This window comes from Pseudonocardia broussonetiae (genome assembly GCF_013155125.1).
GTDB lineage: Bacteria > Actinomycetota > Actinomycetes > Mycobacteriales > Pseudonocardiaceae > Pseudonocardia > Pseudonocardia broussonetiae.
On record NZ_CP053564.1, the window covers coordinates 5450221 to 5462958 of the forward strand.

The window sequence follows — 12738 nt, forward strand, 5'->3', positions numbered from 1 at the left end:
CCCGGCCGCCGCTCAGGCGTCCAGCCGGCGGCGCACCTCGTCCCCCGCACCCTGCACGGCGTCCAGCGCCACCGCACGCCCTGTGGACAGCAGCAGGAGATCACCCGCCGGTCCGCTGACCTCGTGGCCACCGTGGCCGGCCGACCAGTCCGCGTCGGTGGCCCGGAACCGGATCCCGGCGAACCGCTCCGGCGTCCCGTAGGTCGAGGTGGACCAGACGTGGGTCAGGGCGCCGAGGACGGGGCGCAGCGGCATCACGAGCTCCCGGCCCAGCGGACGCGCGACGTCCTGACCGTGCACCAGGACGTCGACCAGCGGGTCCCACACTGTCGTGCCCGGCGGGCGGCGCGGCGACGCGGCGGTCTCCCGCAGCTGCCCGACCAGCTCCTCCGGCGCGTACCGGGCTGCCCGCTCCCGGGCGGACCCGGCGATGAGCCGGTCGAGGTCGCCCCGGGCCCGCACGAGCCCGACGACCGCACTGCGCAGCGACAGGCGCGTCACCCAGGTCATGTGGGCCACGACGTCGTGCACCGTCCACCCCGCGCACAGCGACGCCCGCTCCCACTCGCCGGGGCCCAGCCCGTCGAGCAGGTCGGCGACGGCGAGCCGTTCGATCCGGGTGGCCGGCAGGGCCTCGTCCACGTCCACGGGACCACCCTCTCCTCCCCCGCGGTGCGTCGTCCACCGGCCGCGCCGGTGCTGTAGACCGGAGGCAGCACCCACGGGAGGAACACGCATGGGCACGTTCCAGAACCTGGCGGCCGCGGCGAACGCGGTCGTCCGGCCGCTCGTCCTCTCGCCCCGGTGGGGCCGGCTGCTCGGGGGGTCGATGACGGTGGTGACCTACACCGGTCGCCGGTCGGGCCGCACGTTCTCCCTCCCCGTCGCCTACCGGCGCGACGGCGACGACGTGACGATCCGGGTCGAGTTCCCCGACAGGAAGAGCTGGTGGCGCGGCTTCACCGGCGAGGGCGGGCCGCTCGCGGTCCGACTCGGGGGCGTCGAGCGAACGGGTCACGGCGTCGCCCGCCGCGCCGGCCGGCGCGTCGTCGTGGCGGTGCGCCTCGACCCGGTCTGACGCGGATGGGCGCCGCGCGCCGCGGGTACGTCGCCACCATGACCTCCGACGACACGAACCCGCAGGAGCGCACCGACGACGGGCGGCGCGCCGCCGCCGAGCAGCAGCACGCCTCGCCGCCGTCCGCCCGGCCCGACGACCTGGCCGCGGGCGTCGAGCCGATGGCCGAGGTGCCGGGCGGGCCGCAGGTCGACGTCCCCGCCGCGCAGGGCCACCAGCCGGCGGTGGACGACGACGACCGCTGACCGTCCGGAGCCCCTTGACCCCGTCGGCTAATGCCATTAGCTTCATGGCTACACACATTAGCCAAGGGGTGCATGGACATGACGGAGTTCCTGGAGCACGACGGCGGCCGGCTCGCCTACGACGTGATCGGTGAGGGGCCGCTGGTCGTCCTGGCCCACGGCATGGGCGACAACCGCGGCGCCTTCGGCGAGATGGCGGCCGCGCTCGCGGGCGCCGGGTACCGCGTCGCGTCGGTCGACCAGCGCGGGCACGGCGCGTCGAGCACCGGGTGGGCGTCCTACACCCGCACCGACTCCGCGGCCGACCTGCTCGCCGTGGTGCGGCACCTCGGTGGCCCCGCCGTGCTGGTGGGCCACTCCTTCGCCGGCGGCGCCGCCACCATCGCCGCGGCGCAGGAGCCCGGCCTGGTCGACGCCGTCGTCGGCATCAGCCCCTTCACCCGTGCGCAGAAGATCGACGTGCGCGGCCTCGTCACCGACGCGCGGTACCGCACCGGCATGGCCCTGCTCGTCGGCGCCGGCCTGTTCCGCAGCGTCGGGCTGTGGATGCGCTACCTCGACCACGCCTACCCCGGGGCCCGGCCCGCCGGGGTCGCCGAGCACCTGGCCGCGGTCGAGGACGACCTGCGCAGGCCCGGCCGGATGGCGGTGGTCGCCGCGATGGGCACCTCGGCGCCCACCGACGCCGGCGCCCAGCTCGGCGCCGTCCGGTGCCCCACCCTGATCATCGAAGGCTCGCTGGACCCCGACTGGACCGACGCGCGCGCCGAGGGCGAGGGCGTCGTGGCGGCCATGGCGCCCGGGCTGGGCCGGGTCGAGGTCGTCGACGGGGCCGGTCACTACCCGCACGTGCAGTTCCCGGCCGAGGTGGTGGCGGCCGTCCTGTCGTTCCTCCGGGCCGACGCCCGTGGGTAGGGCGGCGCTGTCCGCGGACGCGGTGGTCGGCATCGCCCTGGACCTGGTCGACGACGAGGGCGCCGCCGCGCTCACGCTGGCCGCGGTGGCGGCCCGTGCGGGCGTCGCGACGCCGTCGCTCTACAAGCACGTCCGCAGCCTGGCCGAGCTGCGCTCGCTGCTGTCGGTCCGGGTCGTCGACGAGCTGGCCGAGCGCATCGGCGGCGTCGTGCAGGGCCGCTCCGGCGACGAGGCGGTCCGCGCCCTGATGACGGCGTGGCGCGAGTACGTGCGCGAGCACCCGCAGCGCTACGCGGCGGCCGACCAGGCGCCCTCGCCGATCGCCGCGCAGGCCGGGGAGAAGCTGGTCGACGTGCTGGTGGCGTCGCTGCGCGCCTACGACCTCGACCCGATCCACGCGGCCCGCTGCCTGCGCGCCGCCGTGCACGGCTTCGCGGTGCTGGAGATCGAGGGCGCGTTCCAGCGCCGCGAGGACCTGGAGGAGTCCTACGACCTGCTCGTGCACGTGGTCACCGCCGGGCTGAGGACACCGCCCGCCGGGTGAGAACGGGCGCCTACACCGTCAGGACGATCTTCCCCGTCGTCCGTCCCTGCTCGCCGAGCCGGTGGGCGTCGGCCGCCTGCTCGAGCGGGAACGTCCCGGCGACGAGCACGCGCAACCGCCCCGCCGCGCGGAGGGCGAGCAGCTCGTCGAGACCGGGCCCACCCGGCACGACGTGCGCGCCGGACGCCCGCACCCCGTGCTCGCGGGCCGCGTCGAGCGCGGCGTCGACGGCGACGGTCGGCAGGCAGATGAGCATCCCGGAGGGCTTCACCAGGGCGAACGAGCGCACCGCCGTCTCGCCGCCGACGAGGTCGTAGACCAGGTCGACGGGCTCGACGACCTCCTCGAACCGCTCCGCCCGGTAGTCCACGACCTGGTCGCAGCCGAGCTCCCGGAGCAGGTCCTGCTTGCCGGCGGACGCTGTGCCGACCACGTGGGCGCCGCCCGCCTTGGCGATCTGCACCGCGAGGTGCCCGACGCCACCGGCGGCGGCGTGGATCAGCACGCGCTGACCCGCAGCCAGGCGGCCCACCTCGTACAGGCTCTGCCACGCCGTCATCCCGGCGAGCGGGAGCGCGGCCGCCTCGACGGCGTCCATGTCGGGCGGGCGCACCCGGAAGTGGCCCGCGGGCGCCGTGACGAACTCCGCGTAGGCGCCGTCCGGACTCGGGAAGCGTGCCATGCCGAGCACGGGGTCGCCCGGCTCCAGGCCGGTCGCGCCGGGGCCGAGCGCGTCGACGACCCCGGCCACGTCCCAGCCGACCACGAAGGGTCTGCCGCCGAACGACTTCGCAGGTCCCAGGCCCGAGCGCGTCTTCCAGTCGATCGGGTTGACCCCCGCGGCCTCGACCCGCACCCGGACCTCCCCGGGCCCGGGCTCGGGCACCGGGACGTCCTGGAGGACCAGCGCTTCGGGACCGCCGGGCGTCTCACAGACCATCGCGCGCATGCACGGTGTCTAGCAGACCGCCTCAGTGCAGGCGGTGGACGCTGCTCATGACCATGAGCGTCTTGGTCCCCACCACGCCCGCCCGGGTGCGCAGCCGCGCGACCACGTCGCGCAGGTGCAGCATGTCGCGCACCCGCACCCGGCACAGCGCGTCGAAGTCGCCGGCCAGCACGTAGACGGCCTCGATCTCCGCGAGGTCGCGCTGGAGCCCCTCCATCGCCTCCGGGGAGGTGGCGCCCTGGAAGCGGAGCTCGCAGAAGGCCTCCAGCGGCCTGCCGACCAGCGCGTGGTCGATCACCGCGGTGAACCCGCGGATCACGCCGAGGGCGACGAGCCGGTCGACGCGCCGCTTCACCGCCGGCTGCGACAGCGCGACCTGCGTCGCGAGGTCGGCGAACGTGCGCCGCCCGTCGGCCTCCAGCAGGGCGAGGAGGCGGTGGTCGGTCTCGTCGAGCAGGTCCGCGTCACGCACGAAAAGGAGTGTACGGCCGTCCTGGCGTCATGATCCTGCGCGTCGGCCGCCGTTTCGGCTTCGCATCTTGCGCTGCAGTGGCGGCGCCACGTTTCCTCGGACCACCCCACCACGAGGAGGTACCCCCCGTGCACGCGAACGCGGTTGATCTCGACGACAAGTACGGCGCGACGTCGGGTCGCGCACTGGTCTCGGGGATCGAGGCCCTGGTGCGGCTGGTCCTGGAGCAGCGCCGCTTCGACGCCGAGCTCGGGCTCGACACCGGCGCGTTCGTGTCCGGGTACCAGGGGTCGCCGCTGGGCGGGGTGGACCTGGAGATGGGCCGCGCGCGGCGGCACCTGCAGGAGACCGGGGTGGTCTTCCGGCCGGGCGTCAACGAGGAGCTCGCCGCGACCGCCGTCGCGGGCACCCAGATGCTCGCCGCGCTGCCCGGCCGCCGCCACTCCGGCGTCACCGGCTTCTGGTACGGCAAGGCCCCCGGGCTCGACCGGGCCGCGGACGCGATCCGCCACGGACAGCTCGCCGGCACCTCCACGACCGGCGGGGCCGTCGCCTGGATCGGCGACGACCCGTCGTGCAAGTCCTCGACCGTGCCCAGCTCCTGCGAGCCGATGGCCCAGAGCCTGGCGCTGCCGCTGTTCGCCCCGGGCAGCGTCGCCGAGATCATCGAGTACGGCCTGCACGCCGTCGCCCTCTCGCGGGCGAGCGGCCTGTGGACCGGGATGAAGATCGTCGCGGACGTCGCGGACTCGGCGGCGGTGATCGACGTGGGCGCGCTGCGCCACGGCATCCCGCGGCCCCCGGCGACGCCGCGCCCGCTGCTCCCCCCGATCGTCGGCGTGACCGGGCTCGACGCCGAGGACGACATGCTCACCCGGCGCCTGGACCTCGCCCGCCGCTACGGCACCGAGCACGGGCTCAACCGGATCACGTTCTCCGCCCGCCGCGCGCGGCTGGGGATCGTGGCGTCCGGCACGGCGCACGCGGTCGTCGAACGGGCGCTGGACGACCTCGGCCTGGACGAGGCCGCGATGGACGCGCTGGGCCTGCGGGTCGTCCGGCTCGGCATGCCCCACCCGCTCGACCCCGAGCACCTCGTCGCCCTCACCGAGGGCCTCGAGGAGGTGTTCGTCGTCGAGGACAAGGTGCCCTTCGTGGAGGGCGCGCTCAAGCAGGCGCTCTACCGGCGCCCGGACGCGCCGAACGTGGTGGGGCGCAAGGACGAGACGGGCCGCCCGCTGCTGACCGGGCGCAGCCAGGTCGCGGCCGAGGACGTCGCGCTGGTGCTGGGCGCGCGCCTGTCGGCGCTGGTCGGGCCCGACCGGCTGCCGGACCGCGCGCAGGCGCACCTGGAGCGACTGCGGCCCCGGCGGCGGTCCCGCATCGAGCTGTCGCTCGCCACGTCGGCCCCGCGCACGCCGTTCTTCTGCTCGGGCTGTCCGCACAACCGCTCCACCCGCACCGCCGACGACACGCTCGTCGGCGTCGGCATCGGCTGCCACGCCCTCATCGCGCTGGAGGGCGAGGGCCGCGGCACCCAGATCGGGCTGACGCAGATGGGCGGCGAGGGCGCGCAGTGGATCGGCCTCGCACCGTTCACCGACGACCCGACGCTGATCCAGAACCTGGGCGACGGCACCTTCCACCACTCGGGCTCCCTGGCCGTCCGGGCCGCCGTCGCCGCCGGTGTGCGGATGACCTACAAGCTCCTCTACAACGACGCCGTCGCCATGACCGGGGGCCAGCGCGCGGAGGGCCGGCTCGACGTCCCGTCGGTGGTCCGGCTGCTGGCCGTCGAGGGGGTGCGGAAGATCGTCGTCACGACCGACGAGCCCGCCTCCTACCGCGGCGTGGCGCTCGATCCGATCGCCACGGTGCGCCACCGCGACGACCTGCCCGACGTGGAGCGCGAGCTGGCCGCGGTCGACGGCGTCACCGTGCTGCTGCACGACGACCGCTGCGCCACCGAGGAGCGCCGGCTGCGCAAGCGCGGCGCACTCCCGGCCGTCACCGAACGCGTGGTGGTCAACGAGCGGGTGTGCGAGGGCTGCGGGGACTGCGGCGACAAGTCCACCTGCCTCTCGGTGCAGCCGGTGCACACGGAGTTCGGCCGCAAGACCCGGATCCACCAGTCGTCGTGCAACTCCGACTTCTCCTGCCTCGAGGGCGACTGCCCCTCGTTCCTCCTGGTCGAGCCCGGGACCCGCCGCGAGCGCGTCCGCCCGGAGCTGCCCGTCGAGCTCCGCGAGCCGGCGAAGCGGTTCGCCGAGCAGGACGTGCTGCTCCGGATGCCCGGCATCGGCGGCACCGGCGTGGTCACGGCGTCGAAGATCCTGCAGATGGCGGCGCACCTCGACGGCCGCTTCGCCGCCGGGCTGGAGCAGATCGGGCTCGCGCAGAAGGGCGGCCCCGTCGTCTCCGACGTCCGGATCTCCAAGTCCCCGGTGACCGGCTCTCTGCGGGCCACCCGGGCGACCGTCGACGTGCTGGTCGGGTTCGACCTGCTCGGCGCCGCCGACGACGCCAACCTCGGCGTCTGCGTCCCCGACCGGACCGTCGCGGTGGTGAGCTCGACGGTCGTGCCCACCGCCCAGATGGTCATCGGCCGGGTCGTGCTGCCCGGCTCGCCGGACGACGCGCTGGAGCGGATCGCCGCGGCGACGGCCGAGCAGGTCCACCTGGACGCGCAGCGGCTCGCCGAGCGGCTCTTCGGCGACCACATGCCCACCAACATGGTGCTGCTGGGCGCGGCCTACCAGGCCGGCGTGCTGCCCGTCGGCGCGGAGGCCCTGGAGCAGGCGATCCGCCTCAACGGCGCGGCGGTGGAGAACACCCTCACCGCCTTCCGGTGGGGCCGGGCCGCGGTGCAGGACCCGGCCGCCGTGCGGGCCGCCGTCGAGGTGCCGGCTCCGGAGCCGGTCGTCGTCGACGCCGCGTCCCGGGCCCGGGCGGAGGAGATCGGGCTGGGCGAGGTCCTCGCCGTCCGCATCGCCGACCTGACCGACTTCCAGGACGCGGCCTACGCCGGCCGCTACGCCCAGGAGGTGCGCCGCGTCCGCGACCGCGCCACGGCGGCGGCGGGCGCGGAGACCGGCGACCGGATCGGCACCGCCTACGCGCGCGGCCTGCACAAGCTGATGGCCTACAAGGACGAGTACGAGGTCGCCCGGCTGCACCTCGACCCTGTGGAGGTCGCCCGGCGGACGGAGGAGCACGGACCCGACGCCCGGGTGGCGGTCCTGCTGCACCCGCCGTTCCTGCGGGCGCTGGGCGTGCAGCGCAAGATCAGGCTCCGGGCGACGGCGACACCCGCCTTCCGCGCCCTGCGGGCTGCGAAGCGGCTGCGCGGCACGCCGTTCGACGTCTTCGGCTACGCCGCGGTGCGCCGCACCGAGCGCGCCCTCATCGGCGAGTACCAGCAGCTGGTGCGGAGCGCCCTGGGGCACCTGACCCCGGAGTCCGCCGAGGTGGTCGAGGAGCTGGCCGCACTGCCGGACCTGGTCCGCGGCTACGAGGACGTCAAGCTGGCGAACGTGACCCGCTTCCGGGAGCGGGCCGCCGAGCTGACCGCGCGCCTGGAGGTCGGGGTGCGGTAGCCGGTTGGAGGACCGACACGGGCGGTGGTGGGGACGGCGACGTCCCCGCCGCCGCCCTTCGTCGTTCTCCCCTGCCGCCGGAGTTGCAGCAAGGCCACCTTGTGGACGGTTCGTTGCGTGAAGGTGGCCTTGCTGCAACCCGGCCGGGGTGAGCGGGCGCTTGACGCGACCGCGGCGACGACCTAGCGTCATCCGTACCGTGGATCTCAGAACCACGATGCGGTCGCACAGGCGGTCGATCTCCAGGGGGAAGCATGATCCGCACAGAGGGTCCCGCCGGCTCGCCGGTGCAGGTCCTGGTCAGGGCCGCGGCCGTCATGGACTGCTTCACGGCCGACCACCCCGTCCTCCACGTCGCCGAGATCAAGCGCCTGGCGGGCCTGCCGCCGACCACGACCACGCGGTTGCTGCAGGCGCTGGTAGCGGAGAACCTCCTCGAACGCGAGGGCGACTCCTACCGGGCCGGGCTGCGCGTGCTGGCCTGGTCGGCCTCGGCCACCACCGGCTCGGACCTGATCGCCCTCGGCGCCCCGCTGCTCGACGAGCTGCGGGACCGGACCGAGGAGACGGCGTCCCTCCAGGTGCGCAACGGAGCGCACCGGATCACCGTCGCCACCGCCGAGTCCCGGCGCTCGATCGCGTTCCGGGCCCGCGTCGGTGGACTCATGCCCCTGCACGCCGGGGCCTCGGGCAAGGTGTTCATGGCCTTCGACCCGGCGGCCCTGGACGCCGCGCTCGCCGCGGGACTGGTCCCGTTCACCCCCGCCACGATCACCGACCGGTCCGCGCTCGAGGACGAGCTCGCCCGCGTCCGCGAGAACGGCGTCGCCGTCGCCCGCGACGAGCGCGAACAGGGACTCAGCTCCCTGTCCGCTCCGGTCTTCGCGGCGGGCGGGCGCCTGGCGGGCACGGTGTCGGTCGCGATGTCGTCCTACCGGCTGCACGCCGGCCACGAGCTCCGCTTCGTCACCGCGGTCGCGCGCACGGCGGACGCGGTGTCCAGCCGGCTCGGCCACAGCTCACCGGAGGACCCGGCTCCCGACCTGCCGCTCCGGAACGACGTCAACGAATGAGGTGCCACCGATGAGAACCACGACTCCCCCGGCGAGCGCGACGCTCCGGGCCGCGCTCGCCGGGCCCGGCCTGCTGCGCGTCCCCGGCGTCTACGACGGGATCAGCGCCCACGTGGCCCGGGTGGCGGGCTTCGAGGTCGCCTTCCTGGGCGGCGCCGGGGTCTCGGCCTCCCGGTACGGAGTGCCCGACCTCGGCCTGGTCACCGGCTCGGAGCTGGCCGACGCCGCGACCGTGGCCGCGAGCTCGTTCGGGGGCCCGCTGCTCGTCGACGCCGACACGGGATTCGGCGAGGTGCTCAACGTGACCCGCACGGTCGAGTCGCTCGAGCGGGCCGGCGCCGCCGGGATCATGTTCGAGGACCAGGTCACCTCGAAGCGGCGCTGCGGCCACCTGTCGGGCAAGCAGGTCGTGCCGGTCGAGGACTACGTGGCCAAGCTGCACGCCGCCCGCAACGCCCGCCGCGCGGACACCGTGATCATCGCCCGCACCGACTCCCGCGGGCCGCTCGGGATCGACGCCGCGATCGACCGCGGGAAGACCTTCGCCGCGGAGGGTGCCGACGTCGTCTTCGTCGAGGCGCCGGAGACCCGCCACGAGATCGAGCGGATCGCCGACGAGGTCACCGGCGCCGCCCTGATGTTCAACTCCGTCGCCGGCGGCAGGACACCGGAGATCGGCGAGGACGAGCTGGAGGCCCTCGGCTACACGATGGTGGTGTACCCGGCGGCGATGCTGTTCCCCGCGGCCCAGGCCATGGCCGACGAGCTGACCACGCTGACCGGCGCCCCGTCGCAGCGGATCGCCAGCCCGCGCGAGCTCTTCGAGACCGTCGGGATGAGCCGGTGGGCCGCTCTCGAGGAGGCGGGCTTCTGATGCCGCGCACCATGCTGGACAAGATCTGGGACGCCCACGAGGTCGCCCCGGGCCTGATGTACATCGACCTGCACCTGATCCACGAGCTCAGCTCGCCGCAGGCCTTCGGCGGCCTCCGCGCGTCCGGCCGGACGGTCCGGCGCCCGGACCGGACGCTCGCGACGGCCGACCACAGCGTGCCGACGGACGGGGTCCGATCGGCGAACCTCATCGTCGACGCCCTGTCACGGCGCCAGGTGGTGACGCTGGAGGAGAACTGCGACGAGTTCGGGATCCCGCTGTACTCCCTGGGCTCGGGCCGGCAGGGGATCGTGCACGTCATCGGTCCGGAGCTCGGGATCACCCAGCCGGGGATGACGATCGTGTGCGGCGACAGCCACACCGCCACGCACGGCGCGTTCGGGGCGCTCGGCTTCGGGATCGGGACCTCGCAGGCCGAGCACGTCTTCGCCACCCAGACCCTGCCGATGAAGAAGCCGAAGTCGCTGCGCGTCGTGTTCACCGGCGAGATGGGCCACGGCGTCACGCCGAAGGACCTGATCATGGCCACGATCGGCCAGGTCGGCACGTCGGGGTTCGTCGGGCACGCCGTGGAGTACACGGGGCCGGTCATCGAGCGGCTCGGCATGGCCGGGCGGATGACGATCTGCAACATGACGATCGAGGGCGGCGGCCGTTCCGGGATGATCGCTCCGGACGAGACCACCTTCGCGTGGCTGCGCGGCCGTCCGGGGGCACCGGCGGACTTCGACGCCGCGGTGGAGGTGTGGCGGGCGCTGCGCACCGACGAGGGCGCCGTGTTCGACGCGGAGGTGCACGTCGACGTCAGCGCCATCTCGCCGATGGTGACCTGGGGGACCACGCCGGGCATGGTCATCGGTGTCGCCGACCGGGTGCCGGACCCCGCCTCGTTCGCGTCGGAGAGCGACCGCGCCGCGGGTCGTCGCACCCTGGAGTACATGGGCCTGCAGCCGGGTGCCTCGTTGACCGACCTGCCGCTCGACCACGTCTTCATCGGGTCGTGCACCAACGCCCGCATCGAGGACCTCCGCGAGGCGGCCCGGATCGTCGACGGTCACCGCGTCGCCGACGGGGTCCGCGTCAGCGTGGTGCCCGGGTCCGAGCAGGTCAAGGCGGACGCCGAGCAGGAGGGCCTCGACCGCATCTTCCTCGACGCCGGGTTCGAGTGGCACCACTCGGGCTGCTCCATGTGCGGTGCGCTGCTGGAGGACGCGCAGCTCTCCCCCGGCCAGCGCTGCGCCTCGACGTCGAACCGGAACTTCGAGGGCAGGCAGGGCCCGAAGGCGCGCACGCACCTGGTCAGCCCGGCGATGGCGGCGGCCGCCGCGATCGCCGGACACCTCGTCGACATCAGGGATTGGAGCCCGGAGAATGCAACCGCTGACCGTCGTTGAGGGCGGGGTCACCTTCCTCGACCGGGAGAACGTCGACACCGACCAGATCGTGCCGGCCCGCTTCCTCCAGCGCGTCGAGCGCGCCGGGTACGGGGAGTGCCTGCTCTACGACTGGCGCAAGAACGGCGAGATCGACCTGCAGCCGAACCCGGTGCTGGTCACCGGGGAGAACTTCGGCTGCGGCTCCTCCCGCGAGCACGCGGCCTGGGCGATCGAGGACTTCGGCTTCCGCGTGGTCATCGCGCCCTCCTTCGGCGACATCTTCGCCGGGAACGCCGCCAAGGTCGGGCTCCTGCCGATCCGCCTGCAGCGGGAGGCCTGCCGGAGCATCGTCGTGGCGGGGACGGTCTCGGTCGACCTGCCCGGGCAGGTCGTGCGGGCCGGTGGCCGGGAGTGGGCGTTCGACATCGACGCCGACACCAAGTACCGCCTGACCCACGGGCTCGACGACATCGCGATCACCGTCGCGGAGAGCAGCGCGGCGATCGACGCGTTCGAGACCGCGCACGACCTCCTGCCGAGGCCGGTCACCACGCAGCTCTGACGCCCGTCAGGTCCGTCCCCGCCCCGGGCGGGGACGGGCCCCGTCCCGCGTCAGCCGCTCCCGATCGCGGCGTCCGCCTGCGGGAGGTGTCCGAGCCGCGCCGACAGCACGGCGGCGCTCCGGCGGGTGGCGTCGACGAAACGGGGCTCGCTCGTCGCGTCGAGCCGGAAGCTCGGTACCGAGACCGACATCGTGCCGACCAGGCGGCCCTCGCGGCCGAGGACGGGGGCCGAGATGGAGCTCAGTCCCTGCTCCCGCTCGTCCCGGGCGACGGCCGCACCGGCCCGACGAACGCCGGCCAGCCGCTCCTCGAGCTCCGCCCGGTCGGTGATCGTCGACGGGGTCAGGGCGGTCAACCCCGCACGCAGGGCCGCGTCCAGGGCGGCGGGGTCGAAGGCCATGAACACCTTGCCCGAGGCCCCGGCGTGCATGGGCATGAGTCCGCCGACCCGCGTGCGGCACACGATCGAGCGCAGGGACTCCGCCGTGGCGACGGTGATGCGCTGGGCCCCGTTGCGGACCTGCAGGGACGCCGTCTCCTCGGTCTCGTCCCGCAGCTCGTCCAGCAGCGGGGCCCCCATGCTGATCAGGTCCGACCCGGCGGACGCCGAGGCCGACCAGGCCAGGACCCGCAGGCCGGCCCGGTAGGAGTCGCCCTCGCGCTCGAGGAGGTTCTCGGCGACGAGGGACTGCAGCAGCCGGGTGGTCGTGGTCGGCGGCAGACCCGAGCGGCGCTTGACCTCCCCGATGTGCAGGACCGGGGTGTCCACGGTGAAGCAGTCCATCACCGCCGCGGCCTTGGCCAGGACCTGCACGGGCGAGCTGGAGAAATCCTGTGACCGCGACATGCTTCCCCTCGACCTCTCCGCATCGTGGTTCCTCGGACCACCCTAGCGGATCTCCGCAGGTCGGCTCATTGACAACCCTCCATCGCGCTGGCATCGTTCGACTGCACAGTGGTTCTGAGAACCACTACGTGGTTGGAACTCCGGCCGCTCCTGCCGACGCCCCGTCCTCACCGGGTGTCCCCGTC

Annotated in this window: 13 protein-coding genes; 9 read left to right on the plus strand and 4 right to left on the minus strand. The window is 74.4% G+C overall.

Annotation, left to right across the window (positions count from 1 at the left end; genetic code table 11):
- Positions 1 to 12: 12 nt before the first annotated feature.
- Entirely contained in the window at positions 13 to 648 is a 636-nt protein-coding gene (locus HOP40_RS26400; RefSeq protein ID WP_205346927.1) for a maleylpyruvate isomerase family mycothiol-dependent enzyme, read from the minus strand.
- 88 nt (positions 649 to 736) lie between these two features.
- Here HOP40_RS26400 and HOP40_RS26405 point away from each other — a divergent pair, with 88 nt between their 5' ends.
- The 4 genes from HOP40_RS26405 (at position 737) to HOP40_RS26420 (ending at position 2782) form a co-directional block, all read left to right on the plus strand.
- The gene (locus HOP40_RS26405) at positions 737 to 1078 is read left to right on the plus strand and encodes a PNPOx family protein (RefSeq protein ID WP_172163343.1); all 342 of its coding nucleotides are present in this window, start codon (positions 737 to 739) and stop codon (positions 1076 to 1078) included.
- 38 nt (positions 1079 to 1116) lie between these two features.
- Positions 1117 to 1323, plus strand: a complete 207-nt coding sequence (locus tag HOP40_RS26410) for a hypothetical protein (protein WP_172163346.1) — start codon at positions 1117 to 1119, stop codon at positions 1321 to 1323.
- Between the two features lie 78 nt (positions 1324 to 1401).
- A complete protein-coding gene (locus tag HOP40_RS26415; RefSeq protein ID WP_172163349.1) occupies positions 1402 to 2238 on the plus strand; it encodes an alpha/beta fold hydrolase in 837 nt (278 codons plus the stop codon).
- On the plus strand, positions 2231 to 2782 hold the full coding sequence (locus HOP40_RS26420) for a TetR/AcrR family transcriptional regulator (RefSeq protein ID WP_172163352.1): 552 nt from the start codon (positions 2231 to 2233) through the stop codon (positions 2780 to 2782). Before HOP40_RS26415 ends, HOP40_RS26420 begins: the two co-directional genes overlap by 8 nt.
- A 10-nt stretch (positions 2783 to 2792) precedes the next feature.
- Here the strand turns inward: HOP40_RS26420 and HOP40_RS26425 are convergent, their stop codons facing one another.
- Both HOP40_RS26425 and HOP40_RS26430 read right to left on the minus strand, forming a co-directional pair.
- Positions 2793 to 3731: an NADP-dependent oxidoreductase gene (locus HOP40_RS26425; RefSeq protein ID WP_172163355.1), complete on the minus strand. Its 939-nt coding sequence runs from the start codon at positions 3729 to 3731 to the stop codon at positions 2793 to 2795.
- 22 nt (positions 3732 to 3753) lie between these two features.
- The gene (locus HOP40_RS26430; protein WP_172163358.1) at positions 3754 to 4203 is read right to left on the minus strand and encodes an Lrp/AsnC family transcriptional regulator; all 450 of its coding nucleotides are present in this window, start codon (positions 4201 to 4203) and stop codon (positions 3754 to 3756) included.
- A gap of 128 nt (positions 4204 to 4331) precedes the next feature.
- Between HOP40_RS26430 and HOP40_RS26435 the strand changes: the two genes are divergently transcribed.
- From HOP40_RS26435 to leuD, 5 genes are all read left to right on the plus strand, one after another.
- Positions 4332 to 7799, plus strand: a complete 3468-nt coding sequence (locus HOP40_RS26435) for an indolepyruvate ferredoxin oxidoreductase family protein (RefSeq protein WP_240157289.1) — start codon at positions 4332 to 4334, stop codon at positions 7797 to 7799.
- A gap of 254 nt (positions 7800 to 8053) precedes the next feature.
- Positions 8054 to 8872 (plus strand): IclR family transcriptional regulator, encoded by an 819-nt coding sequence (locus HOP40_RS26440; RefSeq protein ID WP_172163365.1) that lies wholly within the window; start codon positions 8054 to 8056, stop codon positions 8870 to 8872.
- Between the two features lie 10 nt (positions 8873 to 8882).
- A complete protein-coding gene (locus tag HOP40_RS26445; protein WP_172163368.1) occupies positions 8883 to 9746 on the plus strand; it encodes an isocitrate lyase/PEP mutase family protein in 864 nt (287 codons plus the stop codon).
- On the plus strand, positions 9746 to 11161 hold the full coding sequence (gene leuC / locus HOP40_RS26450) for a 3-isopropylmalate dehydratase large subunit (RefSeq protein ID WP_172163371.1): 1416 nt from the start codon (positions 9746 to 9748) through the stop codon (positions 11159 to 11161). The genes HOP40_RS26445 and leuC overlap by 1 nt, the downstream gene beginning before the upstream one ends.
- The gene (gene leuD, locus HOP40_RS26455) at positions 11139 to 11705 is read left to right on the plus strand and encodes a 3-isopropylmalate dehydratase small subunit (protein ID WP_172163374.1); all 567 of its coding nucleotides are present in this window, start codon (positions 11139 to 11141) and stop codon (positions 11703 to 11705) included. The genes leuC and leuD overlap by 23 nt, the downstream gene beginning before the upstream one ends.
- A 50-nt stretch (positions 11706 to 11755) precedes the next feature.
- Here the strand turns inward: leuD and HOP40_RS26460 are convergent, their stop codons facing one another.
- The gene (locus tag HOP40_RS26460; RefSeq protein WP_172163377.1) at positions 11756 to 12553 is read right to left on the minus strand and encodes an IclR family transcriptional regulator; all 798 of its coding nucleotides are present in this window, start codon (positions 12551 to 12553) and stop codon (positions 11756 to 11758) included.
- Positions 12554 to 12738: the final 185 nt, after the last annotated feature.